This is a genomic window from Pseudomonas sivasensis (genome assembly GCF_052938085.1).
Map to the genome: position 1 here is coordinate 4,992,203 of NZ_CP176442.1, position 26,463 is coordinate 5,018,665.

A 26,463-nucleotide genomic window follows, 5' to 3' on the forward strand; every position below is an offset into this window, starting at 1 on the left:
GATTCAAGCCTGCGTTCGGCCAGCGTGTTTGACGGGGCGCCTAAGATCACGATCAAAAGCGCAGATCAAAAGACCGCTGACTTCGTCAGCGAAAAGGATGTAAGAGCAAAGGCAAAAGCAAAAGCAAAAGCAGATCTAAAGCAGATCTAAAGCAGATCTAAAGCAGATCTAAAGCAGATCTAAAGCAGATCTAAAGCAGATCTAAAGCAGATCTAAAGCAGATCTAAAGCAGGCTGGGACTTATCTGATATGTGGAGATCAAAATGTGGGAGGGGGCTTGCTCCCGATGAGGGTGTGTCAGTTGATGCAGCTGTGACTGACCCACTGCCATCGGGAGCAAGCCCCCTCCCACAATTGGACGGAGTTCGGCTTAAGAACCCGGTCGGCTCTAAGGGCGCCGCGCTCTTGCTTTTGATCTGAAATCGCCCCGTCAACCACGCTGGGCCAGCATTCCGGCCTTTCCCAAAAGTGACCCGTTGTAAGAGCGAAACCATAGGCGGCCGTTACCGCAGCAACAGATATGCCCCCCCAACCCACGCACTCAATCAAACACCACGCGCCCGCATGAAATCCCCCCACCTGCGCACCAGGTAGTTGTGCTCATCCATCACCGAGTTCCACACCGCAATATGCCCCATCCGCTGCTCATACGAACCACCATCACGCACTTCGCCAATATCAATCAGCGGTAGCCCATCACTCCCCAACAATTCCTCCCGCGCAGGCTTGCCAGCGTACCAGTAATCCCACTCGGCGCTGCTCAGGTGATCGCGGCTGCGCGCCGGGTTGCCGATGTAGTAACCCTGGCGGGCCATGACCGCGCCGGGCCAGCCGGACAACCACCAATTGAGGTAGGCATAGGCCGCATCCAGCACCGGGCCTTGGGCATGGCGCGACAGTGACAAACCGCCAAACCAGGCGCGATAGCCTTCGCGGGGCACGGCCAGGCGGTATTTCACTCCGGCGCGGTGCAGGCGCATCAGCGTCGGCGACCACAGGCTCTGGATATCGATGCTGGGGCTGAGCATCAGTTGCGCAGCCTCTTCATCGTCGGACCAGAACGCAGCGAAATGCCCTTCTTTCTGTTTGCGCACCAGAATGTCAGCAAGCACGTCGATCTCTTCGATGCTCATATTGCCGATGTCGTTAAAGCGGGCCAGCCCCGCGCCCTGCACCGCCAGTGCGGCGTCCAGGGCGCCGATGGCGGCGTCACTTTGCAGCGCTGTGCGCGCGCGCCAGGCCGGGTCCAGCAGCCAGCCCCAGCTTTCGTTGCCGTGGCAAAAACCTTCGGGCAGGCGCTCGGGGCGGTAGGCGAAACTGTCGGCGTTGTGGGTCAGGGGCAGCATGCTGATGCGGTCGGTGACGGTGCTGCCGAGGCTGCCGTCGTGCTGCACAAATAAACGCTCACTGGGCACGCTGCCGCTGCCCAGGCGGTCGCTGGGCGACAATCGCCCGCGTTTGGGCAGGTCGTTGATCTCATGCCACAGCGCGATGCGCCGTGTGTCGATGGGCTGGATCGCCCGGGCCGGCCACACGAAGTCGACGTTATGAAACCACTGGTCGTACAGGTCGTAGCTGTCGGGCTGCATCACCGCAATGCGTTGGGCCTGTTCAACGTCGTGCACCTGGTACACCAGGCGAATGCCCAGCTCCTGTTCGGCACGTACGCGCAGGGTTTCAAGCAAGGTCACGGAGGTGCCGAGGACGCGTAAAGTGATCATCCGGCGAACCGCCGCGAGAACACATCAAAAGAACGCCGCAACAGCGCAGGGTCAAGGCCGCGCAGGATAAACACCAGGCGCGATTGCCGGTCTGTGCCCGGCCACGCAGGCAGATGGACCGGGGCATGCAGGCAGTGCTGCACGCCATGAATGACGATGGGGGCGTTGCTGGCGTTCACGTTGAGCAGTCCTTTGACGCGAAGGATTCGTTCGCCGTGGCATCTTAACAGCATCGACAACCACACCCCGAAGCCGACCCAGTCCAGCGGCTGGTCGAAGGTCAGGCTGCACACTTGCGCCGCACCGTGGGTGGCGGTGGTGGTTTGATGCAGTTGCCAACGGCTGACTTCCATCGCCGGCTCGGCGCTGCGCAAGCCTTCGCCCAGCAGCAATTGATCGCCGCTGTGAATGTCATGGGTATTGAGGATCGGCGTGCCGGTATTGAGTGCCCGCAGATGCGCGCGCAGGGGTTCGCACTCGCCCGCCAAGTCGGTCTTGCTCAGCAGCAAACGGTCCGCAGCCGCCACCTGGGCCAGCCATTCCGGGTGCAGGCGCTCTTGCAGGGCGGCGTGACTGGCATCGACCAGCGTGATCACCAGACCGATATGAAAACGTCCACGCAATTGCACATCGTTGTTCAGGGTGGCGAGGATCGGTGCCGGGTCGGCCAGGCCGGTGGTTTCCAGGATCACGCGTTTGAACGCGGGTATTTCGCCACGCTCGCGGCGCTGCAACAGGCCGAGCAACGCGTCCTTGAGTTCGCCACGGATCGAGCAGCAGATGCAGCCGCTGGGCAGCAGCACGGTGTCTGGCGCGACTTCTTCCACCAACAGATGATCAATGCCGACGTCGCCGAATTCGTTGATCAGCAACGCGGTATCGCCGAGGCTTTCGCCTTGCAGCAGGCGTTTGAGCAAGGTGGTCTTGCCGCTGCCGAGGAAGCCGGTAATGACATTCAGCGCGATGCTCATGGGGTTGACTCCAAGTGATCCAACAGCCGTGGATCGAGAGGATCCAGCGGGCGGCCGAGCATGGTTTCGGCCGCCTGCCAGAGTTGATCCAGGCCGCTCGCCAGTTCCTGTTTACCGGTGGCGCCCAACAGCAGATAGGAGGCGCCCTGGAAATCTTCGACCTTGAGCCGGAACACCGCCAACACCTGGTTGATCGCAGCGATACGGCGCAGGCGCTCGCGGCGCCGGGGCAATTCGTCACCCAGGGGATCACTCCAGTGCAGGTCTTCGCCGAGCAATCCGCAGAGTCCGCACATGGCTACACCTCACTCATGGCATGACATCGCCGGAGTTCGGGCCCAGGGTCTGGCCGACGAACAGATTGCCGCCCGGCTCGCTGGCGAGCAGCACGGCGGTAGGCGCGACTTCGTCCGCCAGGCCAAAGCGGCCCAAGGGCAGTTCGGCGGCCTTGGCGCGTTTCCAGTCGTCGCTGATGCCACCGACCAAAGGGGTTTCGATCGGGCCAGGGGCGATGGCGTTGACCAGCACGTTGTCCTTGGCCACTTCCAGCGCCAGGGACTTGGTAAACCCAATCACACCCGCTTTGGCCGCCGCGTAGTGAGTCAGTTCGGCGCCGCCCTTGATGCCCAGTTGCGAGGCCACATTAATGATCCGCCCCCAGCGCTGCGCGACCATGTGGGGCAAAGCGCGCTGGCTGGCGACGAACACGCTGGTGAGGTCGACGCGCAGCATGTCGTTCCACATCTCGATGGACAGGTCGACGCACCGCGCCTGGGTAAGCATGCCAGCGTTGTTGACCAGAATATCGATGCCGCCGAAGTGCTCGACGCAGCGGTCAACACTGGCTTGGGCGCCTTCGACGGTGCCCACATCGGCCACGCACTCGACCACTTCGGCGCCGAGGTTGCGGCAGGTGATTGCGGTTTCGGCGAGGCTGGCGGCGTGGCGGTCGGCCAATAGCAGACGCGCGCCTTCAACGGCGTAGGCGCGGGCGATGGCGGCACCGATGCCGCTGCCGGCGCCGGTGATCACGGCGCGGCGGTTGGTCAGTTGGTTCATGCAAAAACTCCTGAAAAATTCCACTTCCAATGTGGGAGGGGGCTTGCCCCCGATGGCAGTGGGTCAGTCACAGATGGGCTAACTGAAACACCGCCATCGGGGGCAAGTCGAATCGTCGCACCGCCCCTCCCACATTTGGATCAAGTACATCAGTCAGTCAGGCCAGCGCACGGTCAGGCCGCCGTCAATGACGATGCTCTGCCCGGTTAAATAACTCGACGCATCACTGGTCAAGAACTGCACCAGCGACGCCACTTCATCCGCGCGCCCTACCCGCCCCAGCGGAATCGCCCGCGCGGCTTTCGCCAAACCTTCCGGCCCCAGCGAATTCTTCGCATCCAAGGACTGCGGCGTCTCGATCAAGCCCGGGATCACCGCATTGCAGCGAATTCCCAAACCGGCCAATTCCACCGCCAGCGACCGGCACAAGCCCGGCACACCGGCCTTGGCGGCGGCATAGTGCGAGTGCTCCTGCCAGCCATACACGCCGCCGGCAATCGAGGAAATCGCCACCAGCGCGCCGCCTTCCTTCATGTGCCGCGTCGCCGCACGGAAGGTGCGCATCACCCCCGTCAGGTCGACGTTGAGCATCTCGTCCCAGAGTGCATCGGTCATTTCCAGCAGTGGCGCGCGACGCAGCAAGCCGGCGTTGGCTACCGCGTAATCCAATCGGCCGAAGTGCTGCACGGCCTGTGCGGCCAGGGCGTCGACCGAGGCGGTATCACCGACATCCAGCGGCAACATCAGGCATTCGCCACCGGCCTCTTCCACCAGGGAAACGGTGGTCTGTGGATCATGGGGATCGGCCGGGTAGTACCCGCCCACCACCGCCACGCCGTTGCGCGCATACGCCACGGCGAGGGCTTGGCCGATGCCACTGGCGGCACCGGTAATCAAGGCAACTTTACGACTCATCAATCACTCCTTACTGAACGGTTTCCGGACGCACATGGCGCGCGGCAAACATCAGGACACCGGACAAAAAGCACGGCAAGGCGCCGAACCACAGCGCGGCGGTCTGCCAGTCGCTGCCGGCGGACAACACCTGGGTTGCACCGAAACCGGCGACTACTGCGCCAATCGGCCCCATGGCGTGGATGATCGCGCCACCGGTGGCGCGGATGCTGGTGGGGAAACTTTCGCTGATGAAGAACAAAGCCGCCGAGTACGGCCCGATCAGGAAGAACAGGCCCAGGCTGTAAAGCCCGACCACCATGGCCATGTTGCTTGGGCCAAACAGCATACCGGCGAACGACAGGCCGCCCAGCATCCAGCCCAGGCCGATCACGTTGCGACGGCCGATCTTGTCACCCATCCAGCCGTGGCTGAGGTAACCGCAGTAACCCACCAGGTTCGACAGCACCAGGATGATCAGCGAGTTCTCGAACGAGATGTGGTGCACGCTGACGATCACGGAAGTGCCCAACACGCTGAACACCTGGATCGCCGCCCAGTTGAGCAACAACGCAGCGCCGATCACCAGGGTGGCGCGGCGGGCCGGGCCACGGAACGCAGCTTTCAGGCCGGCCTTGCTGTGTTCGTCGTAATCCACGCCGTAGGTTGCCGCCACGTTCTGTGCTTCTGTCACCGCGCCGTTTTTGCGCAGTTGGCTGATGCGTTCATGGATCTGGAACTGCGGGCTCTCCTTGAGCTTGCGCGCCATGATCGCAATCACCACCGCCGGGATCGCGGCGAAGATAAAGCAGCCTTGCCAGCCGATGATCGGCAGCAACAGTGCAGTCAAGCCAGCGGCGATCAATGCACCGACCGGCCAGCCGCCCTGCACCAGGCTGTAGATGAAACCGCGACGTTTGGTCAGTCGCGGGTCTTCCGAGGCGCCGTACAGCTCACTCAGGTACGTGGCGTTGACGGTTTCCTCGGCATAGCCCAGGCCGCCCAACGAACGGATCAGAATCAGCGGTGACTTACCCCACGCCCCACCAATCGCGGTCAGCGCCGAGCACAGCGCGGAACCGGCCACGGTGAAGATAATGCCCTTGCGACGGCCCAACTTATCGACCACAGGGCCGATGGCAAAGGCGACTACTGCCGTGCCCACCGCCACCCACGTCGCGATTTCAGCTTGCTCCACTTCACCCCAGCCAAAGTGCCGGCCGATCTCCGGCAGCAAGGTGCCGAACAGGATGAAGTCATACACCGCAAACACCCAGGCGAAAAACGCAATCCAGGTCGCAAACCGCACTTCCTTGGAGGTGAGTTGCCGGGGTTTCCAGCCAGTCAGGTCAAGCTTGTTGTAGATGGACATGAGTCGCGCCTCGGAGGTGGGGGGCTGTTTTTCTAAGGGTCAGGTACGGGGTTGGCGGCGGATAAAGTCATCGGCGATTTCGTCGAAGGTGACGAAGCGCACGCCGGCATGGCTCTGGATGTGTTCGATCAGGCGCTCAAGCATCAACAGCACTTGCGGGCGGCCGGACACGTCGGGGTGGATGGTCATGGTGAACACCGCGTGTTCGTGTTCGCGATAGACCCAGTCGAACTGGTCGCGCCACATTTCTTCGAGGTGACGCGGGTTGACGAAACCGTGGCTGTTGGGGGCTTTCTTGATGAACATCATCGGCGGCAGGTCGTCCAGGTACCAGTTGGCCGGGATCTCCACCAAGTCGGTTTCTTCGCCGCGCACCAAGGGTTTCATCCAGGTGTCGGGGTGCTGGCTGTAGTCGATCTTGGTCCAGGTGTCGCCCTTGCGGACGTAGTACGGATGGAAGTCGTTGTGCATCAGACTGTGGTCGTACTTGATGCCCTTTTTCAGCAGCAGTTCGTTGGTGACCTTGCTGAATTCCCACCAAGGCGCGACGTAGCCGGTGGGACGTTTGCCAGTCACCTGGGTGATCAACTCGATGGATTTATCGAGGACGATTTCTTCCTGCTCGGCGGTCATCGCAATCGGGTTTTCGTGGCTGTAGCCATGCACGCCGATTTCGTGACCGGCGTCGGCCACGGCCTTCATCTGCTCAGGGAAGGTTTCCATCGAGTGGCCAGGGATAAACCAGGTGGTGCGCAGGCCGTAACGTTCAAACAATTTGAGCAGGCGCGGCGCGCCGATTTCACCGGCGAACAGGCCACGGGAAATATCGTCGGGCGAGTCTTCGCCGCCGTAGGAACCGAGCCAGCCGGCGACGGCGTCCACGTCGACGCCAAATGCACAGAGGATGTCTTTAGCCATGGTGTGTCTCCTTAAACGTTAAGTACGGTTTCGACGGACAACGCTGCGCGCAGCAGGCGTGCGTCTTCGCCTGTCGGGGCGCTGAGCAGCAACCCGGTGGGCAGGCCCTGGGCATCGCGGCCGCTGGGCAAGGTCACGCCTGGCATGTCCAGCAAACTGCCGGGCATGGTCAGGCCCAGGGTGGCGAGGTTGGTGTTCACGAAGAGGTCGTCGTCGTTTTCCAGGGGCGCCAAAGCGGGCGCGACGTGGGCGACGGTGGGGGTGATCAGGATCGCGCCGTCAAGGTCGTCGAGCAGTTGCTGTTGCAGACGACGGCGCGCATCGGTCAGGTGGATAAGTTGGCTGGCCGGCAGCGCGCGGGCGGCTTCGAGGCGGCGGCGCACGCGGGGGTCGAGTTGCTCAGCATCGGCGCTGTCAAGCAGGGTTTGGTGCAGGGCGAACGCTTCGAAGGCACCGAGCCAGCCGTGGTGTTTGATCAGGTCCAGAGTGGCCTGGAAGGTCGGGCATTCACGTTCTTCGATCAGCGCGCCTTGGGCCTTGAGTTGCGCCACGGCGCTCAGCAGATTGTTGCGCACAGCGGGCTCGACGTCCTGCTGCGCCAGTACAAAGCGCTGGCCTTTGAGGCTGCGGGCGCTGTGGGTCTGTGTGCGGCCATGGAGCAGGTCATCGATGGCCAGCGCATCACGCACGCTGCGGGTCAGCGGGCCGAGGCTGTCGAGGGAACGAGCCAGGGGAAATACGCCGTCACGGCTGTAACGTCGGCTGCTGCTGCGGTAACCCACCACACCATTGAGCGCCGCCGGGATGCGAATGGAGCCAGCGGTGTCGGTGCCCATGGCAATCGGCACAATGCCGGCGGCCACGGCCACGGCCGAACCCGAGGACGAGCCGCCGGGAATGCGCGGTTGGTCAGTGCCATGGGGGTTGTGCGGCGTGCCGAAATGCGGGTTGAGGCCCAACCCGGAATAAGCGAGTTCGCTGAGGTTGGTTTTGCCGATGCTGACCATCCCGGCGCGGCAAAGCAGGCCCACGCTCGGTGCGTCGAGCAAGGCCGCAGGCGCGTTGCGCCGGTAAGCTGCGCCGGCTGTGGTGACGCTGCCAGCCACGTCGAACAGGTCTTTCCAGGCCACGGGCACACCATCGAACCCACTCAAGGGCTGGCCAGCTCGCCAACGGGCCGCGGACGCTTCGGCTTCACGGCGGGCGCGCTCGGCGGTCAGGGAAATGAAAACGCTGGCCGAGCGGCTCGCTTGATCGAGTGCCTGTTCGAGGGCTTTCACCGGGTCGCTGCGACCGCTGGCGAAATCCTCGGCCATTGATGTGGCGTCTGACATCAGGAGAACCTCATAAAACGTACATATTCATAAAATGTACATTTTACAAAGGCAGCTTTCGTGCCAGTCTCTACGTAGCGCTGTTTACGCGGTTACGGTTTTTCGCCCATAGCAGCGGGATAGATGGTTTTGATCGATGGAAAAATGTCTTGCATCACACCTGGGATCCACCTCCAATGAAATAATGTATCTTTTATTAATAAGTACATTTTGGTGCAGAAAAGTAACAGTCACACCTTTCAGGCCCCAAAAAAGTGCCACCGACGTAGCACAGAGTGACAGGCGCAACTTATGAGAGAATCCCCGGCCACCGTCCTACAAGCCCCAGAGAAAGTGATGAAAGCAGTGTCCGCCTCGGCCTCCCGTTACGCGATGATTCACCAGGTGTTGCGCGACGCGATCGTCAATGGCACCGCCCGTCATGGCTTGGTTTTACTGGAAGCGCCCTTGGCCGAACTGTTCGGCACCAGCCGCGTGCCGGTGCGCAAAGCACTGGACCTGCTGCATGCCGAAGGCTTGATCTGCCGCTTCAACGGCCGGGGTTATCTGATCAACCCCGAAGGCTTGGTCATGGAGCCGCTGCGCCTGCCCCTGAGCCATGCGCACCTGGGTCTCAACGGCGAGGCTGAGCTGGTGGACACCCGGCCGCTGGGCGAGCGGATCGTCGAGGAGATCGGCGCGGCACTGTCCACCTGCATTGCCTTCGGCCATTACCGCTTGGATGAACAAGCCGCCGCCGACCACTACGACGTCAGCCGAGCGGTGGTGCGTGAAGCGCTGATGCGCCTGCGTGACCGTGGCCTAGTGGAAAAAGAGCCCTACTCCCAATGGTTGGCCGGGCCGTTGACCGCGCGGGAAGTCACCGAGGATTACGAACTACGTGCCTGCCTGGAGCCCGAGGCGCTGCGCCAGAGCGCACCGAACCTGGACCGCGAGGTCCTTGAAGCCATGCTGCAGCGGGTACTGGATGCCCAGAACAGCGCCGAGTGCAGCCTGGAAGCCATCGAGCAGATCGAAGAAGACTTGCACCAGCGCTGCCTGGCCGGGATGCAGAACCGCAAGATTGCCGCGCTGATTCGCCAGGGCCAAAGCCCGATGATCATCAGCCGGATTTTTTACCGATTGCTGGGGATCGGCGCGGATCCAGCCATGCTCGCCGAACATCGCTTGATTCTGGAGTTGCTGCTGCATGGCGCGTTTGACGCGGCGGCGTTGAATCTGCGCGAGCATTTGCAACGGGCACGGCAGCGGATGTTGCAGCGTTTGAAAGTGCTATCGGTGCTGCCAGAACAGCCACTCCCCGCCTACCTCCACAAAATCAGCTGACGCAACACGGAGCCGATGTAGGCAGGGCGGTGCGACGATTGACTTGCCCTCTCCCACATTGACCAAGTCGCCGCAGGAATTTCATGCAATATGTTGCTATCTCACGCCCCCCATTGAAACCACTGCTGCCTCGCCCCATCTAACCTCCATACTTCCTTATGCAGGTGCCCCATGAGCGACCAGCAAGAATTCCCTGATTACGACCTCAACGACTACGCAGACCCCGAAAACGCTAAAACCTCCTCGTCCAATACCGGCCTGGCTCTTCCAGGGCAAAACCTGCCGGACAAGGTCTACATCATCCCGATCCACAACCGGCCTTTCTTCCCGGCGCAAGTGCTGCCGGTGATTGTCAACGAAGAACCGTGGGCTGAGACCCTTGAGCTGGTGAGCAAATCCGACCACCACTCACTCGCTCTGTTCTTCATGGACACGCCGCCGGAAGATCCACGCCACTTCGACACCTCCGCCCTGCCGCTGTACGGCACACTGGTGAAGGTGCATCACGCCAGCCGCGAGAACGGCAAGCTGCAATTCGTGGCCCAGGGCCTGACCCGCGTGCGCATCAAGACCTGGCTCAAGCACCATCGCCCACCGTATCTGGTGGAAGTCGAATACCCACACCAGCCCACCGAGCCGACCGACGAGGTCAAGGCGTACGGCATGGCGCTGATCAATGCGATCAAAGAACTGCTGCCGCTTAACCCGCTGTACAGCGAAGAGCTGAAGAACTACCTCAACCGCTTCAGCCCCAACGACCCGTCACCCCTCACCGACTTCGCCGCCGCGCTGACCTCGGCCACCGGTAACGAGCTGCAGGAAGTGCTGGACTGCGTCCCCATGCTCAAACGCATGGAAAAAGTCCTGCCGATGCTGCGCAAGGAAGTCGAAGTCGCGCGCCTGCAAAAGGAGCTCTCCGCCGAGGTGAACCGCAAGATCGGCGAACACCAGCGCGAGTTCTTCCTTAAAGAACAGCTCAAGGTGATCCAGCAGGAGCTGGGCCTGACCAAGGACGATCGCAGCGCGGACGTGGAGCAATTCGAGCAACGCCTGGAAGACAAAGTGCTGCCAGCCCAGGCGAAAAAACGCATCGATGAAGAACTGAACAAACTGTCAATCCTGGAAACCGGCTCGCCGGAATATGCGGTCACCCGCAACTATCTGGATTGGGCAACCTCGGTGCCGTGGGGCGTGTACGGCGAGGACAAGCTCGACCTGAAACACGCGCGCAAGGTGCTGGATAAGCACCATGCCGGACTGGACGACATCAAGAGCCGTATCCTCGAATTCCTGGCGGTGGGCGCTTACAAAGGCGAAGTCGCCGGCTCCATCGTGCTGCTCGTCGGCCCGCCGGGCGTGGGCAAGACCAGCGTGGGTAAATCCATCGCCGAGTCCCTGGGCCGGCCGTTCTACCGATTCAGCGTCGGCGGCATGCGCGACGAGGCCGAGATCAAGGGCCATCGCCGTACCTACATCGGCGCTATGCCGGGCAAGCTGGTGCAGGCGCTCAAAGATGTTGAAGTGATGAACCCGGTGATCATGCTCGACGAGATCGACAAGATGGGCCAAAGCTTCCAGGGCGACCCGGCCTCGGCCCTGCTCGAAACCCTCGACCCGGAACAGAACGTCGAATTCCTCGACCACTATCTCGACCTGCGCCTGGACCTGTCCAAAGTGCTGTTCGTGTGCACCGCCAACACCCTTGACTCAATTCCCGGCCCGCTGTTAGACCGGATGGAAGTGATTCGCCTGTCGGGCTATATCACCGAAGAAAAAGTCGCCATCGCCAAGCGCCACCTGTGGCCAAAACAGTTGGAAAAAGCCGGCGTATCGAAAAACACCCTGACCATCAGCGACGGCGCCCTGCGCGCATTGATCGACGGTTATGCCCGTGAGGCAGGGGTGCGCCAGTTGGAGAAACAACTGGGCAAACTGGTACGCAAAGCCGTGGTCAAGTTGCTGGATGCGCCGAACTCGGTGATCAAAATCGGCAACAAGGACCTGGAAAGCTCCCTGGGCATGCCGGTGTTCCGCAATGAGCAAGTGCTGTCCGGTACCGGTGTGATCACCGGACTGGCCTGGACCAGCATGGGCGGCGCGACCCTGCCAATCGAGGCGACGCGCATCCACACACTGAACCGCGGCTTCAAGCTCACCGGGCAATTAGGCGAGGTGATGAAAGAGTCTGCCGAAATTGCCTACAGCTACATCAGCTCCAACCTGAAGTCGTTTGGTGGCGATCCGAAGTTCTTCGACGAAGCCTTCGTGCACTTGCACGTGCCGGAAGGTGCCACGCCGAAGGACGGCCCGAGCGCTGGCGTGACCATGGCCAGTGCGTTGTTGTCCCTGGCCCGTAACCAAGCGCCGAAAAAAGGCGTTGCCATGACCGGCGAACTGACGCTGACCGGGCATGTATTGCCGATCGGCGGCGTGCGCGAGAAGGTGATTGCTGCGCGACGTCAGAAGATTCACGAGCTGATATTGCCGGAGCCCAATCGCGGCAGTTTTGAAGAGTTGCCGGAGTATCTTAAAGAGGGCATGACGGTGCACTTTGCCAAGCGGTTTGCGGATGTGGCTAAAGTGCTTTTCTAAGCGATAGAGAGCAACCGTGTACTCATAATGACCAGGTTCAAGCCTGGTCATTTTCATTTCAGATTTGCGGTAATCAATCCCTTCCTGAGTTATCGCCAACCCGTCTAAAAAACTGTCATTTCTCACAGGTCCCAGTTGTTCCGGCGCCCTCTACATTGAAGCGACTGCGCGTCCAATCATGCGCAGGTCCAATCAAGGAGAAACCAATGACAGCAACTCGCGAAGCACCCGCCGAGATCGAAAACATTACGGGTGAGTTCAAAGGATCCGTGTCCAAACGTGGGAATTTCCAAACCCAACAGCTGGAATATACAGCCGATGACAAATGGCTTGGCATAACCGCCATTGCTGAGCGATACAGCCGCCAAAGCGAGCGAAGAATCGAGCTGGTACTCCATCGTGATATTAAGCCCGGCACGTACCATTTTGAAGGCACCCCCTCACCACCCGTGGAGAGAGTGCGCTACTTTGAAATGTACCGCGTCCGCTTCGACCACTATCTGGGTGAGGCCACGACCCTAAAAGGAACGCTGGTTTTAGATATCTCGACAGACAATAAACACCATACGGCAAAGCTAGACTTGACCGTCAAGATCCGGAACGGAAACGAACTCAAGCTAAGCATCAAATATAACGTATGGCTGGCTACAACCTATATTTGAAACTTAGGCGGCACAGACGGTGCCGCCGTCACACCTTGTCTCATCTTCGGTTATGCTCGCCCTTCGTCGTGTATAAACGGAGTCTCCATGACTGCTGCCCGCCTGCTTCTCCCCCTGAGCCTTTGCCTGCTGACCGCGTGCGCCAGTGCGCCGAAGCAAAACGTCACCGTGGAAAACCAGAGCGCCTGCCCGCTCCAGCTTAAAACCGGGCAAAACCTGATCCTCACCCTGCCGAGCAACCCCACCACCGGCTACCGCTGGGCCATCCAGGATTCCGCCGGCGGCGTGCTGCGTGCGCTGAGCCCTGAGGTCTACAGCAGCACTGAGTCCGGCGTGATCGGGGGCGGTGGTCAATCCACCTGGCGCTTCCAGGCGTTTGCCGCCGGTCAGGGTCGTTTACGCCTGACGTCCCAGCAGCCGTGGGAGCCGGAAGCCGAACCCGTGGAGACCTTCGACTGCACCCTTACGGTGAACTGATATGCCATGGCTGATACTCGCGTTGATGGGCGCCGCCACTTTTATCTACGGTTTGAGCACTCACGCGATGTTGCTCTGCCTGCTGGTCAAACCGCTGCCGGTACTGGCGTTGTTGGGCTGGCTGCATGACGCACCGCCCACCGACTATCGACGCTGGATCAGCCTCGGGCTGATTTTCTCACTGGTGGGCGACGTGTTGCTCGCTTGGCCTGGCGACTTGTTTATCTTCGGCCTCGGCGCGTTTCTGATTGCGCACCTGGCATACCTCAAGGCCTATTTCAGCGATTGCCGACGTTTGGCGGTATTACCGTTGGTATTGGCCCTTGGCGTAGGCATCATCCTGCTGAGCATCCTGATTTCCCATGGCCTTGGCGACTTATTGATTCCCGTCGTGGTTTACGCCTTGGTGATCAGCGCAATGCTCTGGCGCGCGCTCGCGCGGCTGGGCAGTGACGTGCCAAAACGCTCGGCCTTATTGGCTGCGGCGGGCGCGGTGTCGTTTGTGTTTTCAGACGCCCTGATCGGCATCAATCGGTTCGTGGTGGCGTTCGACGCCGCGCCGTATTTGCTGATCACCACGTATTGGCTTGGCCAGTGGGGCATCACCGCCTCTGCTTTCCATCAGACAACCCGCGCACGCGAGGGCCAACTTGGCTAAAATGCCGGCCTTTCCCCCCCTCGTCGCCGGAACAACCGTGAGCAAAGAACCCGATCGCCTTTTCGCCCAGCCCCTGCCCCAGGTGCCGGACTTCGCCTTTAACGAGGACGTGGTGCGGGTATTCCCGGACATGATCAAGCGCTCGGTGCCAGGCTACCCGACTATCGTCGAAAACCTCGGTGTGCTCGCGGCGCAGTTTGCCCAACCCAACAGCGTGCTCTACGACCTGGGTTCATCCCTTGGCGCTGTCACTCAAGCCCTGCGCCGACACGTGCGTACCGACGGCTGCCGAGTGATCGCGGTGGATAACTCCGCCGCCATGGTCGAGCGCTGCCGCGAATACCTCAACGGCCAGGACTCGATGTTCCAGGAGTTGCTGCCGGTCGAGGTGATCGAGGGCGATATCCTCGCGCTGCAATTCCAGCCGGCCTCGGTGGTGGCGTTGAATTTCACCCTGCAATTCATCGCGCCCGACGAGCGCCTGAGCTTGCTGTCGCGTATTCGTCAAGCGCTGTTACCGGGCGGTGCGCTGATCCTTTCGGAAAAGCTGCGCTTCAATGACCTTGAAGAACACGCGCTGCTCACCGACCTGCATATCGCGTTCAAACGCGCCAACGGCTACAGCGAACTGGAAATTGCCCAGAAGCGCAGCGCCATCGAAAACGTCATGAAGCCCGACAGCCTCGAAGAACACCGCGAACGCCTGCTGGCGGCCGGGTTCTCGAAGGTAGTGCCGTGGTTCCAGTGTCTTAACTTTGCCTCGTTGATTGCCTTGCCATGATTGATTTGTCTCCCCTCGCCCGCCATCTGGTCGGCACTCCTCTGGCCGTATGGGCCCAAGGCCTGCAAGCGCAGCTCGACAGCAAAATGGAAAAAGGACATGGCGACCTGGGGCGCTGGCAGAGTGCATTGGATGCACTGCCGAAGATCATGCCCAGCGACGTCGACTTACTGAATGACCTGGTGCTGGACACCGACTGCGACGACGAAACCCGCGCACAGATGCGCACCGCATTGATGGGCCTGAGCCCATGGCGCAAGGGGCCGCTCCACCTGTTCGGCGTGCACGTCGACACCGAATGGCGCTCGGACTGGAAGTGGTCACGCGTCGCACCGCACCTGGACTTGAAAGGCAAGCGCATCCTCGATGTCGGCTGCGGCAACGGTTACTACATGTGGCGCATGCTCGGCGCCGGCGCCGACAGCGTGATAGGTGTCGACCCGAACTGGCTGTTCTTCTGTCAGTTCCAGGCGGTGCAGCGGTATCTGTCCGAACCGAAAGCCTGGCACCTGCCATTTCCGTTTGAAGACTTGCCGGCCAACCTCGAAGGCTTCGACACGGTGTTTTCCATGGGCGTGTTCTACCACCGTCGCTCGCCCATCGAGCATTTGCTGGCGCTGAAGGACACCTTGGTCAAGGGCGGCGAGCTGGTCCTAGAAACTCTAGTGGTGGAAGGCGACCAGCAACAGGTGCTGGTGCCGGAAGACCGTTATGCGCAGATGCGTAACGTGTGGTTCCTGCCGTCGGTACCGGCGCTGATGCTGTGGCTGCGCCGCGCAGGTTTCAGCGATGTGCGTTGCGTGGATGTGAGCGTGACCACGGTGGAGGAACAGCGCGGGACGGAATGGATGAAGTATCAGTCCCTGAGTGACTTCCTCGATCCCGAGGATCACAGCAAGACGATTGAAGGGCTGCCGGCACCGATGCGGGCGGTCATCATCGCTAAAAAGTAAGCGCCAATCTCCCTGGAAAAATGAAGATCAAAAATGTGGGAGGGGCAAGTCGAATCGTCGCACCGCCCCTCCCGCATTTGATATTCGGTGTTGGTTAGATCTGAGGCTTGGCCCGGCGAGCCTTGAAGAATTCGCTCAATACCGTGCCGCACTCCTCGGCCAGCACACCGCCTTCAAACATCACCCGATGATTCAGAAAGCCCTGGGTAAAAAACTGCCCCTGGCTTTGCACAATCCCCGCCTTCGGCTCCAACGCGCCATAAACCACCCGCGCGACTCGCGAATGCACGATCAACCCCGCGCACATGCTGCACGGCTCCAACGTCACATACAGCGTGCTGCCCACCAGCCGGTAGTTGCTGATGGCCTGGGCGGCGTCGCGTATGGCGACCATCTCGGCATGGGCGCTGGGATCGTTGCCGCTGATGGGACGGTTGAAACCGCGACCGATGATTTCACCGTCCTGCACCAACACCGCACCCACGGGCACTTCGCCCAGTGCGGCGCCTTGGGCGGCAAGTGCCAGGGCTTCACGCATGAAGTCTTGGTCGCGGCTGCGGTCGATGATTGCCGCGGGGCGAATCTGGCGCATCACGCCACCTCGATGGCGGCCATCAGGCCGGTTTCCATATGGTCGATGACGTGGCAGTGGAACATCCACACTCCAGGGTTATCCGCCACCAAGGCCACGCGGGCGCGCTCGTTCTTGCCCAACAAATAGGTGTCGGTAAAGTACGGGATCACCTTGTGGCGGTTCGAGGCGATCACCTTGAAGCTCATGCCGTGCAGGTGGATCGGATGCTGGTACTGGGTCATGTTCTTTAATTCGAAAATGTAGCTCTTGCCCTTTTCCAGCTTGGCAATCGGTCGGTCGGCGCAGGTCTTGTCGGTGATGTCCCAGGCCTGGCCGTTGATCTGCCACAGGCTCGGCGGCTTGCCATTGTCGACGTTGACCGAGACCGAGCCGACCCACTCGAAATTGAAGTTGAGTTTCTCGGCATTGGCTAGGTCCGGTTCGGCAATCGGGTTGGCGGGCAGCGCCGGGGGCCATTCGGTCGGTGCATCGGTGTTGGCGACTGAGCGGAAAGTGCCTAGGCGCACCGGGCCGTTGCGGATCGACAGTTCTTCACCGGCCGGCGGTGCCTTGATCGCCAGGCAGATGCGCATACCCGGCCCCAACCAGTACTCCTTGCCCAATGGACGCGGTTCGATGGGATTGCCGTCCAGCGCATAGATCTGCGCTTCGACGTCGGGGATGTTGATGCGATAGGTCAGGGTGTTATCGAGGTTGAGCAGGCGCACGCGGGTGATCTGCCCAGCGGGTAAGTCGATCACCGCCTGGGATACGCCATTGATCGTCGACAGCCGTCCGGCCGTACCGCCACGCGCCGCTTCACGGGGAACGCTGAAGGCAACGAACGCACCCTCTTCGTCCACATGCCAGCTCTTCAAGCTGAGGGTGCGTTCGTGTTTGAAACCGGTGGGTTCACGCTCTTCGATGATCAGCGGGCCGACCAGGCCTCGGCCGAGTTCTTCGCTACTGTTCACATGCGGGTGATACCAGTAGCTGCCGGCGTCGGGCACGCGGAATTTGTAGTCGAAGTATTCGCCCGGCAGCACCGGCAGTTGCGAGACATAGGGCACGCCGTCCATTTCCAGCGGCAGGCGGATGCCGTGCCAGTGGATGGTGGTCGCGACCGGCAGGTGGTTGATAAAGCGCACCCGCAACCATTCGCCCTGACGCACACGCAACTCGGTGCCGGGTGCCGAGGGGCCGAACGCCCAGGCTTGGGTCTTGTGCCCCGGCACCAGCTCCACGTCCAACGGTGCAGCGATCAGCTCGTAGTCGTGACCCGCTTCGGATTCGGCGACTTTCCCCAGCCAGTAACGGTAGGCGCCACCGGCACCGACGCCCACTACGGCCAGGCCTGCAAGACCACCCAGGATTTGTCGACGGGAAAAGGATCGGGACACAACAACCTCACGTATCTGCCGCAGGCCCAAGGCCTGCAAAGGGCAGATACGATACACCTGCATCGGCTAAACAGTAAGGCTTCTCATGTGGGAGGGTGCTTGCTCCCGATAGCAGTGTGTCAGCCACCACATTTATGGCTGATACACCGCTATCGGGAGCAAGCCCCCTCCCACCTTGGTTCTTCATTGTTTTTTAGGGCTTGGAGGCCGCCAGGATCAGGGCTTTCATCTCGGCCACAGCGCCTTTGAAACCGACGAACAGCGCGTGGGCTACCAACGCGTGGCCGATGTTCAGCTCGTTGATGCCTTTGATCGCAGCCACGGCTTCGACGTTGTGGTAATGCAGGCCATGGCCGGCGTTGACGATCAGGCCTTCATTGAGGCCGCAGTTCACACCGTCAATGATGCGCTGCAGTTCATCCGCCACTTCGGTCGGCGTGGTGGCATCGGCGTAACGACCAGTGTGCAGTTCGATGGCCGGCGCGCCGACACGACGCGACGCTTCGATCTGGCGCTCGTCGGCGTCGATGAACAGCGACACTTCGCTGCCGATTTTCGACAGGCGCTCCACCGCGGCCTTGATCCGCGCTTCCTGGCCGGCCACGTCAAGGCCGCCTTCGGTGGTCAGTTCCTGGCGGGTTTCCGGTACCAGGCAGATGTGCGCTGGGCGAATGCGCTCGGCGAAGAGCATCATTTCTTCGGTGACGCCCATTTCGAAATTCATGCGGGTTTGCAGCACGTCCTTGAGCAGCAACACATCGCGTTCCTGGATGTGGCGGCGGTCTTCTCGCAGGTGCACGGTGATGCCGTCGGCGCCTGCTTCTTCGGCGTCCAGCGCGGCCTTGACCGGGTCAGGGTAACGGGTGCCCCGGGCCTGGCGCAGGGTGGCGACGTGGTCGATGTTGACGCCAAGAAGAATGCGATTGCTGGTGGTCACGGAAGCGCTCCTGAAAAGGGAAAGAAACGGTGCACAGCATACACGGGGAGGTCAGGGCTTTCGAAACAACTCGCGGCTGACCAACGGCCGTCCGCCCAGATGCACGGCCAAGGCCTGACGCATCAAGCGCTTGGCGGCGGATAACGCACCGGGTGCGCTCCAGTCGGCCTCGCTCATGGCCAGCAGTTCGGTGCCCTGGAACAGGCCGGGTTGCAGCAGGTAGACGCGCTCAAGACCCGCGTCGACTTGCAGGCGGTACATGCCGTCGGCGGCGACGGGGTCGCCGTGCAGGTCGTTGCTCAGCTCGAAGCCGTAGCCCAGGTCATCGAGCAGACGCCATTCGAAGGCACGCAGCAGCGGCTCCAGAGGGCGACCTTCGGCCAGGGCCAGCAAAGTGGCAGCATAGTGATCGAAGACAGCCGGGTGCGGGTCTTCGGCGGGCAACAGACGGATCAGCAGCTCATTGAGGTAGAGCCCACTGAACAACGCATCGCCATTGAGCCAGGCGGAAGTGCCGACGCTTTCCAGGCGGCCGACGTTTTTCAGCTCGCCCTTGCCGCGAAACTCCACGTCCAACGCCACGAAGGGCCGCGCCAATGTCCCCGCCTTGCCCCGCGCGCTACGCAACACCGCGCGCAGGCGGCCTTGGGGCGTGAGGAAATCCACTAGCGCGCTGGTCTCGCGGTAGGCGCGGCTGTGCAGGACGTAGGCGAGTTGGCTGGGGGGTTGGGACATGGGTGCTCACTGCTGGAATGCATTTTTTGAAAACTACACAAACCTAATGTGGGAGGGGGCTTGCCCCCGATGGCAGTGTGTCAGTCACTTATTTATTAACTGACTCACCGCCATCGGGAGCAAGCCCCCTCCCACATTTTTTGCCCTGCGGTGTTCTTACAGGTCGCCGTAACCGAGGGAACGTAGAGCGCGCTCATCATCGGACCAGCCGCCTTTCACCTTCACCCACAGGTTGAGCATGATCTTGGAATCGAAGAGCAATTCCATGTCCTTGCGCGCCTCGGTGCCGATGCGCTTGATGCGCTCGCCCTTGTCGCCAATGATGATTTTCTTCTGGCCGTCACGCTCGACGAGGATCAGCGCATGGATATGCAGGGTCTTGCCCTGTTGCTTGAACTCTTCGATTTCGACGGTGATCTGGTACGGCAGCTCAGCACCCATCTGGCGCATGATTTTCTCGCGGACCAGTTCAGCGGCGAGGAAGCGGCTGCTGCGGTCGGTGATCTGGTCTTCCGGGAAGAAGTGCTCGTTCTCCGGCAGGTAGCCAGCGATCACGCGCTCCAGGGCTTCGAGGTTATGACCGTGCTGGGCCGAGATCGGCATGATCTGGGCGTTCGGCAGTTGCTCCTGCAACCAGGTCAGGTGCGGCATCAGTTCGGCTTTGTCTTCGATGCGGTCGGTCTTGTTCAGCGCGACGATCAATGGGCCTGTGACGTACTGCACACGCTCAAGGACCATCTGGTCTTCGTCAGTCCACTTGGTGCGGTCGACCACGAAGATCACCACGTCGACGTCTTTCAACGCCGCCGAAGCGGTCTTGTTCATGTAGCGGTTCAGGGCTTTCTCGCCACCTTTGTGCATACCCGGGGTGTCGACGTAGACCGCTTGCACGGTGCCTTCGGTCTTGATGCCCAGCATGTTGTGGCGAGTGGTCTGAGGCTTGCGCGAGGTGATCGCGAGCTTCTGACCGAGGATGTGGTTCAGCAGCGTGGACTTGCCCACGTTCGGGCGGCCAACGATGGCAACATAGCCACAGCGTGTTGCGGTTGAATCAGTCATGGCCATTCTCCACGCCCAGGGCAATCAGTGCTGCAGCGGCCGCTACCTGTTCGGCAATACGACGGCTCACACCCTGACCTCGGCTTTTTTCATTCAGTAAGGTGATTTCACATTCCACGAAGAACACGCGGCAATGGGGCTCACCCTGGATATCCACCACTTCGTAGCGTGGCAGTTCGCAACCACGGGACTGCAGGTATTCCTGCAGGCGGGTCTTGGGATCTTTGTTGGTGTCGACCAGCGTAAGGCTTTCAATCTCCGAAGCCAGCCAGGCGACCACGCGCTCCTTGGCCGTTTCCATACCTGCATCGAGGTAAATCGCGCCGATCAAGGCTTCGAGGGCATCGGCCAGGATCGACTCGCGACGGAAGCCACCGCTTTTCAATTCGCCCGACCCCAGGCGCAGGTACTCACCCAGGCCGAAACCACGGGCCAGTACGGCCAGGGTCTCACCCTTTACCAGACGTGCACGCAATCGCGACAGCTGGCCTTCGCGCGCTTGCGGGAAGCGTTCGAACAGCGCCTCACCGGCGGCGAAATTGAGAATGGCGTCACCGAGGAATTCCAGGCGCTCGTTATTACGCCCTGCAAAGCTGCGGTGTGTGAGGGCAAGGATCATCAATTCCTGATCCTTGAAGGTGTAGCCGAGCTGGCGCTCTAAACGACTTAGCGAAACGGTCACGGTTTATCCATACCTAGTTGCTGCATATCTAGTGGGTGGCACCGGCGGCCATCGACGATTGACGCAGTGTTCAAATTCAAATCCTGATGGTTACAGCCTGGAGCCGGAATTGTCCAAGCCCCAGAAAAGCAGTCGGCGCTGTGTTCACAGCGCCGCTTGTATTACTTGATCAGCCCGACCCGCGAGAAGTTCGGCAGGTGGCTGAGCTTGGGTTCCGGCCAGCTCATCCAGACCGCGAAGGCCTTGCCGACGATATTCTGGTCGGGAACCATGCCAAGCAGCTCCTTGGGAATGCTCGGGTCATCCCAGTAGCGGCTGTCGTTGGAGTTGTCACGGTTGTCGCCCATCATGAAATAGTGCCCGGCTGGCACTTTCCACTCTCCATCAGGCATGGCGCGGTAGCGGCTCATTTCCTTGCGGATTTCGTGCTCTACCGCACCGAGTTTTTCCTGGTACAGCTCGGCGCTGCCCAGGCTGTTCGGTTCGGAACCGAGCAGTTTCTCGGCCACCGACTCGCCATTGATCAACAGGCGCTTGTCGCTGGTGTAGCGAATCACGTCGCCCGGCAGCCCCACCACACGCTTGATGTAATTGACGTTCGGGTCGCTTGGATAGCGGAACACCATCACATCACCGCGCTGCGGATCACCGACTTCGATGACCTTCTTGTCGATCACCGGCAGGCGAATCCCGTAGGAAAACTTGTTCACCAGGATGAAGTCGCCCACGTCCAGGGTAGGTTTCATCGAACCCGAAGGGATCTGAAACGGCTCCACCAGAAACGAACGCAGCACCAGCACGATGAACAACACCGGGAAGAACGACTTGCCGTACTCAACCAGCAAAGGCTCTTTGTTCAGCTTCTCGATCACCACGACATCGGGCTGGCTGACGCTGCCCTGATAGGACGCGATAGCCGCCCGCCGACGCGGGGCGAAGAACACCAGATCGAGCAACGCCAGGAGACCACAAACGGCAACGGCGATGACCAGCAACAGCGGGAAATTTAGCGACATAGGACCTAACTATCCAACCTGAGCACCGCAAGGAAGGCTTCTTGTGGAATTTCCACGTTGCCCACTTGCTTCATGCGTTTTTTACCGGCCTTTTGCTTCTCAAGCAGCTTGCGCTTACGGCTTACGTCACCGCCGTAGCATTTGGCCAGTACGTTCTTTCTGAGAGCCTTGACGGAGGTCCGTGCAATGATCTGCCCGCCAATAGCGGCCTGGATCGCGACGTCGAACATCTGGCGCGGAATCAGTTCTTTCATCTTCTCGGTCAACTGGCGACCTTTGTAGTGCGCGTTGTCCTTGTGCACGATCAGTGCAAGGGCATCAACCTTGTCGCCGTTGATCAACACATCCAGTTTCACCAGATTAGCCGATTGGTAACGATCGAAATGGTAATCCAGCGAAGCATAGCCGCGACTGGTGGATTTGAGACGGTCAAAGAAGTCCAGGACCACTTCGTTCATCGGCAAATCGTAGGTCACTTGCACCTGGGTACCGAGGAACAGCATGTCGTGCTGCACGCCACGTTTTTCGATACACAGGGTAATGACGTTGCCCAGGTGTTCCTGCGGCACCAGGATATTGGCGCGCACGATCGGCTCACGCATGTCTTCGATAGAAGACAGGTCTGGGAGCTTGGACGGGTTATCTACATAAATCGTTTCACCGGTTTTCAGCGCCAGCTCAAAAATAACCGTTGGCGCGGTGGTGATCAGGTCCAGGTCGTATTCGCGCTCAAGGCGCTCCTGAATGATCTCCATGTGCAGCATGCCGAGGAAGCCGCAACGGAAACCGAAGCCCAGGGCGTCGGAGCTTTCCGGGGTGTACTGCAACGACGAGTCGTTGAGGGTCAGCTTCTGCAGCGCTTCGCGGAAGTCTTCGAAGTCATCGGAGCTGACCGGGAACAGACCGGCGTAAACCTGCGGCTGGATGCGTTTGAAGCCAGGCAGCACGTCGACGTCAGGGGTGGAGCTCAAGGTCAGGGTGTCACCCACCGGCGCACCGTGGATGTCCTTGATACCGGCGATGATGAAACCTACTTCACCGGCTTTCAGATCAGTGGTTGCAGTGTGTTTCGGGTTGAATACACCGACGCTGTCCACCAGGTGGATCTTGCCGGTGGACTTGACCAGGATCTTGTCGCCCTTCTTCACACGGCCGTGGCGTACACGTACCAGGGAGACAACCCCCAGGTAGTTGTCGAACCAGGAGTCGATGATCAACGCTTGCAGCGGATCTTCGTAGTTGCCGGTGGGGGCAGGAATGGTCTTGACCAGGCGTTCGAGCACTTCGTCAACGCCCAGGCCGGTCTTGGCGCTGCACTCGACGGCGTCGGTGGCGTCAATGCCGATGATTTTTTCGATTTCTTCTTTGACGCGGTCCGGATCGGCCTGTGGCAGGTCGATCTTGTTCAGCACCGGCATCACTTCCAGGCCTTGCTCGATGGCGGTGTAGCAGTTGGCCACGGACTGGGCTTCAACGCCCTGACCCGCGTCCACCACCAGCAGCGCACCTTCGCAGGCCGCCAGGGAACGGCTGACTTCATAGGTGAAGTCGACGTGGCCCGGGGTGTCAATGAAGTTCAGCTGGTACTTGATACCGTCTTTGGCGGTGTAGTACAGAGTAACGCTGTGGGCCTTGATGGTGATCCCGCGCTCGCGTTCGAGGTCCATGGAATCCAGTACCTGGGCTTCCATTTCACGCTCGGCAAGGCCGCCGCACATCTGGATGAATCGATCGGCCAGCGTCGACTTACCATGGTCAATGTGGGCGATGATGGAGAAATTGCGGATATGACTCAAATCACTCACGGATCAACACTCAAAAAGGCTGCAGGCAGATTGCCCGCTGAAAAATAGCCGGGAATTGTACCTGAAGCTTCGGCCAGACGTCATCTTTGCTGACCAGAACAAAAATGCCCCACTCATTCGAGCGGGGCATTTTTTGTGCATAAGCGCGGTATCAGCCAGCTCGGCGCAGCAGCCAGAACCCGGCCAGGGCGCAGATGGCGGTCGGCACCAGCACCGCAAACAGCGGGGAGAAACCGAATACCAGGCTCGACGGGCCTAGCAGGTCCTGGGCGATGCGGAATGTGAAGCCCACCAACACGCCAGTAAACACACGCTGACCCAGGGTCACGGAACGCAATGGGCCGAAGATGAACGAGATCGCCATCAACACCAGCGCGGCGGTTACCACTGGCTGCAACACCTTGACCCAAAACGCCAGCCAGTAACGACCGTTGTTCAGCCCTTGCTCCTTGAGGTAGTGGATGTAACTCCACAACCCGGAGATAGGCAGGCTTTCCGGGATCATCACCACGGTGTTGAGCAATTCCGGCTTGAGAGCGATGTTCCACTCTTCGCTTGGCTCATTGATCACTTCGGTGCTGGCCTTGGTGCCTTGGCCGACATTGCGGAAGTGAGTGGTAGTGATGTCCGTCAGTTGCCATTTTTCGCCACTGTACTGCGCACGTTTGGCGAAGCTGGACGACAGCATGTGACGTTCTTTATCAAAGGTGTAACGCGTCACACCGATCAACAGGCCGCCCGGTTGCACGGCGTTGATGTGGATGAACTCATCACCCTGGCGATGCCACAGGCCATGCTTGGCGCTTTGCGCATCGCCCGAACCCTGCGCCAGGGCGCGGTTGGCTTGGGCGGTGGTTTCTGCCGGCGGCGCGACGTATTCACCGATCAGCACACTGCACAGCATCAGCAGCAACATGGGCTTCATCACCGCCCAGACGATACGGCCGATGGACACCCCGGCGGCACGCATGATGGTCAGTTCGCTGTTGCTGGCCAGGCTGCCCAGGCCGATCAAGCAGCCGATCAGCGCAGCCATCGGCATCATGTCGTAGAGCCGACGCGGCGCGGTGAGTGCCACGTAGCTCAGTACATCCCACACGGTGTAGGTGTCGCTCACGTTGCCCACTTCATCGATAAAGGCGAACAACGAGGCAAGGCCCAGGATGATGCCCAGAACCGCCAGAATGGCGATCAGGACGCTGCTACCAATGTAGCGATCGAGCTTAGCCACGAGCCAACTCCTTCTGGCCGCGACGGCTCAACATTTTCAAACGGATAGGTTCCCAGTAGAGCAGGCCCAGGCCGATCACCAGGAAGATCCCGTGCACCCACCACAACCCCAGGGTCGGCGAAAGCTTGCCCTTCTCCAGGGAGCCGCGAGCGGAAATCAGAATGGTGAGGTAAGCCATGTACAGCAGGATCGCTGGCAACAGCTTGAGGAAGCGGCCCTGACGCGGGTTGACGCGCGACAACGGCACGGCCATCAAGGTCACGATAAACACCAGCAGTGGCAGGGAAATACGCCATTGCAGCTCGGCAATGGAGCGCAGTTCCTTGCTGCCGAACAAATCCTTCGTGGGAATGGCGTCGCGGTCAGTCACCTCGTCGCTGACATCCGGACGGGCGAGCAACACGCCGTAAGTGTCGTACTTGATGGCGCGGTAGTCGGCCTGGCCGGGACTGCCGTCATAGCGATAGCCGTTCTCCAGGATCAGGTAGCGACTGCCATCGGGACGCACGTCCTGGCGACCGGACTCGGCCACCAGCACGGAGATGCCACGGTCTTTCTTGTCCTGGCCCAGGCGCTTCTCGGAGATGAACACCCCGCCCAGGTTGGCACGATCTTCGGTCAGGGTTTCGGTATAGGTGACCCGCGTGCCGTCATTGAGTGCCTGGAAGCGGCCCGGTTCAAGGGTGTCGAACTCGGTCATCGCGTCCTGCTTGTTCAGCACCAGCTGGAACTGCATGGCGCCCTGGGGGGCCAGGCTCAGGCTCAGCCAGGCAACGATAAGCGCGATGCCGGCTGCCGGGATCATGGTCATGCCGAGCAGACGCTGCTGGCTCATGCCGGTGGCCGAGAGCACAGTCATTTCGCTTTCGAGGTACAAACGACCGTAGGCCAACAGGATCCCGAGGAACAGGCCCAGCGGCAGGATCAGTTGCAGAAACCCCGGCAGGCGAAAGCCCATGATCAGGAACAACGAGCCTGGATCCAGGGCGCCGGAAGCGGCTTGGGCCAGGTATTTGACGAAACGACCACTCATGATGATGACCAACAGGACCGCACTCACGGCACTCAGGGTCAACAGGACTTCGCGGGATAGATAACGGAAGACAATCAAACCAGACACTCCAGGGTTGTCAGGCTAAGGCGGCCAAACAAGCAAGCATACCGAGTCAGCCCCTTTACGCAGGGCCGATTAAAAAGATGGCGCATTATCCTGTGATTGACCGCGCCTGTCACTGCGCAACCTCATACGCGGGTACAAAGCGCGTACGAAGGGTTGTCAGGCTCCGCCGGCGAGGTTCAAACTGCG

General features: G+C 60.5%; 25 protein-coding genes. 7 read left to right on the forward strand and 18 right to left on the reverse strand.

The genetic code is table 11. The features are described 5' to 3' along the window. Positions 1 to 545 precede the first annotated feature (545 nt). The 8 genes from ACKZ62_RS23020 to ACKZ62_RS23055 all read right to left on the reverse strand — a co-directional run bounded on the left by ACKZ62_RS23020 (position 546) and on the right by ACKZ62_RS23055 (position 8,269). Positions 546 to 1,721 carry an ABC transporter substrate-binding protein gene (locus tag ACKZ62_RS23020; protein ID WP_032886475.1) on the reverse strand — a complete coding sequence of 392 codons (1,176 nt, stop codon included), beginning with the start codon at positions 1,719 to 1,721 and terminating at the stop codon, positions 546 to 548. Continuing rightward, positions 1,718 to 2,692 (reverse strand): CobW family GTP-binding protein, encoded by a 975-nt coding sequence (locus ACKZ62_RS23025; RefSeq protein ID WP_032886474.1) that lies wholly within the window; start codon positions 2,690 to 2,692, stop codon positions 1,718 to 1,720. Before ACKZ62_RS23025 ends, ACKZ62_RS23020 begins: the two co-directional genes overlap by 4 nt. Then, positions 2,689 to 2,988: a hypothetical protein gene (locus ACKZ62_RS23030; RefSeq protein ID WP_032886473.1), complete on the reverse strand. Its 300-nt coding sequence runs from the start codon at positions 2,986 to 2,988 to the stop codon at positions 2,689 to 2,691. Before ACKZ62_RS23030 ends, ACKZ62_RS23025 begins: the two co-directional genes overlap by 4 nt. Positions 2,989 to 3,001: 13 nt before the next feature. Further along, the gene (locus ACKZ62_RS23035) at positions 3,002 to 3,751 is read right to left on the reverse strand and encodes an SDR family NAD(P)-dependent oxidoreductase (RefSeq protein ID WP_032886471.1); all 750 of its coding nucleotides are present in this window, start codon (positions 3,749 to 3,751) and stop codon (positions 3,002 to 3,004) included. A gap of 153 nt (positions 3,752 to 3,904) precedes the next feature. Continuing rightward, positions 3,905 to 4,666, reverse strand: coding sequence for an SDR family NAD(P)-dependent oxidoreductase (locus ACKZ62_RS23040; protein ID WP_095183921.1), 762 nt, complete (start codon positions 4,664 to 4,666; stop codon positions 3,905 to 3,907). Between the two features lie 10 nt (positions 4,667 to 4,676). Next, positions 4,677 to 6,017 (reverse strand): MFS transporter, encoded by a 1,341-nt coding sequence (locus tag ACKZ62_RS23045; RefSeq protein ID WP_032886468.1) that lies wholly within the window; start codon positions 6,015 to 6,017, stop codon positions 4,677 to 4,679. 39 nt (positions 6,018 to 6,056) lie between these two features. After that, the gene (locus ACKZ62_RS23050) at positions 6,057 to 6,935 is read right to left on the reverse strand and encodes a polysaccharide deacetylase family protein (RefSeq protein WP_003210406.1); all 879 of its coding nucleotides are present in this window, start codon (positions 6,933 to 6,935) and stop codon (positions 6,057 to 6,059) included. A gap of 11 nt (positions 6,936 to 6,946) precedes the next feature. After that, positions 6,947 to 8,269, reverse strand: coding sequence for an amidase (locus ACKZ62_RS23055; RefSeq protein ID WP_447095873.1), 1,323 nt, complete (start codon positions 8,267 to 8,269; stop codon positions 6,947 to 6,949). 336 nt (positions 8,270 to 8,605) lie between these two features. On the opposite strand from ACKZ62_RS23055, the gene ACKZ62_RS23060 reads away from it, so the two are divergent. The 7 genes from ACKZ62_RS23060 (at position 8,606) to cmoB (ending at position 15,718) form a co-directional block, all read left to right on the forward strand. Then, entirely contained in the window at positions 8,606 to 9,595 is a 990-nt protein-coding gene (locus tag ACKZ62_RS23060; RefSeq protein WP_447095874.1) for a GntR family transcriptional regulator, read from the forward strand. 171 nt (positions 9,596 to 9,766) lie between these two features. Beyond that, positions 9,767 to 12,187 carry an endopeptidase La gene (gene lon, locus ACKZ62_RS23065; protein WP_032886465.1) on the forward strand — a complete coding sequence of 807 codons (2,421 nt, stop codon included), beginning with the start codon at positions 9,767 to 9,769 and terminating at the stop codon, positions 12,185 to 12,187. Between the two features lie 206 nt (positions 12,188 to 12,393). Next, entirely contained in the window at positions 12,394 to 12,849 is a 456-nt protein-coding gene (locus ACKZ62_RS23070; protein WP_122752523.1) for a hypothetical protein, read from the forward strand. Positions 12,850 to 12,936: 87 nt separating this feature from the next. Continuing rightward, entirely contained in the window at positions 12,937 to 13,326 is a 390-nt protein-coding gene (locus ACKZ62_RS23075) for a protease inhibitor I42 family protein (RefSeq protein ID WP_032886463.1), read from the forward strand. A gap of 1 nt (position 13,327) precedes the next feature. Next, positions 13,328 to 13,984 (forward strand): lysoplasmalogenase, encoded by a 657-nt coding sequence (locus ACKZ62_RS23080; protein WP_447095875.1) that lies wholly within the window; start codon positions 13,328 to 13,330, stop codon positions 13,982 to 13,984. A gap of 1 nt (position 13,985) precedes the next feature. Then, positions 13,986 to 14,765, forward strand: a complete 780-nt coding sequence (cmoA, locus tag ACKZ62_RS23085; RefSeq protein WP_447096977.1) for a carboxy-S-adenosyl-L-methionine synthase CmoA — start codon at positions 13,986 to 13,988, stop codon at positions 14,763 to 14,765. Beyond that, entirely contained in the window at positions 14,762 to 15,718 is a 957-nt protein-coding gene (gene cmoB / locus ACKZ62_RS23090; protein ID WP_447095876.1) for a tRNA 5-methoxyuridine(34)/uridine 5-oxyacetic acid(34) synthase CmoB, read from the forward strand. Before cmoA ends, cmoB begins: the two co-directional genes overlap by 4 nt. A gap of 94 nt (positions 15,719 to 15,812) precedes the next feature. Here the strand turns inward: cmoB and tadA are convergent, their stop codons facing one another. The 10 genes from tadA to lptF form a co-directional block, all read right to left on the reverse strand. After that, complete coding sequence (gene tadA / locus ACKZ62_RS23095) at positions 15,813 to 16,310, reverse strand: tRNA adenosine(34) deaminase TadA (RefSeq protein WP_095183916.1); 498 nt, start codon at positions 16,308 to 16,310, stop codon at positions 15,813 to 15,815. Continuing rightward, positions 16,310 to 17,692 (reverse strand): multicopper oxidase family protein, encoded by a 1,383-nt coding sequence (locus tag ACKZ62_RS23100; RefSeq protein ID WP_095184314.1) that lies wholly within the window; start codon positions 17,690 to 17,692, stop codon positions 16,310 to 16,312. The genes tadA and ACKZ62_RS23100 overlap by 1 nt, the downstream gene beginning before the upstream one ends. Positions 17,693 to 17,885: 193 nt before the next feature. After that, a complete protein-coding gene (gene pdxJ / locus ACKZ62_RS23105; RefSeq protein WP_122752519.1) occupies positions 17,886 to 18,629 on the reverse strand; it encodes a pyridoxine 5'-phosphate synthase in 744 nt (247 codons plus the stop codon). Between the two features lie 51 nt (positions 18,630 to 18,680). Beyond that, the gene (recO, locus tag ACKZ62_RS23110; RefSeq protein WP_095183914.1) at positions 18,681 to 19,364 is read right to left on the reverse strand and encodes a DNA repair protein RecO; all 684 of its coding nucleotides are present in this window, start codon (positions 19,362 to 19,364) and stop codon (positions 18,681 to 18,683) included. A 156-nt stretch (positions 19,365 to 19,520) separates the two neighbouring features. Then, on the reverse strand, positions 19,521 to 20,423 hold the full coding sequence (gene era / locus ACKZ62_RS23115) for a GTPase Era (protein WP_043204836.1): 903 nt from the start codon (positions 20,421 to 20,423) through the stop codon (positions 19,521 to 19,523). Beyond that, on the reverse strand, positions 20,416 to 21,105 hold the full coding sequence (rnc, locus tag ACKZ62_RS23120) for a ribonuclease III (protein ID WP_032886446.1): 690 nt from the start codon (positions 21,103 to 21,105) through the stop codon (positions 20,416 to 20,418). The genes era and rnc overlap by 8 nt, the downstream gene beginning before the upstream one ends. A gap of 161 nt (positions 21,106 to 21,266) precedes the next feature. Then, positions 21,267 to 22,121: a signal peptidase I gene (gene lepB / locus ACKZ62_RS23125; protein WP_032886444.1), complete on the reverse strand. Its 855-nt coding sequence runs from the start codon at positions 22,119 to 22,121 to the stop codon at positions 21,267 to 21,269. Between the two features lie 5 nt (positions 22,122 to 22,126). Next, positions 22,127 to 23,926, reverse strand: a complete 1,800-nt coding sequence (gene lepA, locus ACKZ62_RS23130) for a translation elongation factor 4 (RefSeq protein WP_003210439.1) — start codon at positions 23,924 to 23,926, stop codon at positions 22,127 to 22,129. Positions 23,927 to 24,077: 151 nt separating this feature from the next. Next, positions 24,078 to 25,157, reverse strand: a complete 1,080-nt coding sequence (gene lptG / locus ACKZ62_RS23135; RefSeq protein ID WP_447095877.1) for an LPS export ABC transporter permease LptG — start codon at positions 25,155 to 25,157, stop codon at positions 24,078 to 24,080. Next, on the reverse strand, positions 25,150 to 26,268 hold the full coding sequence (gene lptF / locus ACKZ62_RS23140) for an LPS export ABC transporter permease LptF (RefSeq protein WP_032886439.1): 1,119 nt from the start codon (positions 26,266 to 26,268) through the stop codon (positions 25,150 to 25,152). The genes lptG and lptF overlap by 8 nt, the downstream gene beginning before the upstream one ends. Between the last annotated feature and the right edge of the window lie 195 nt (positions 26,269 to 26,463).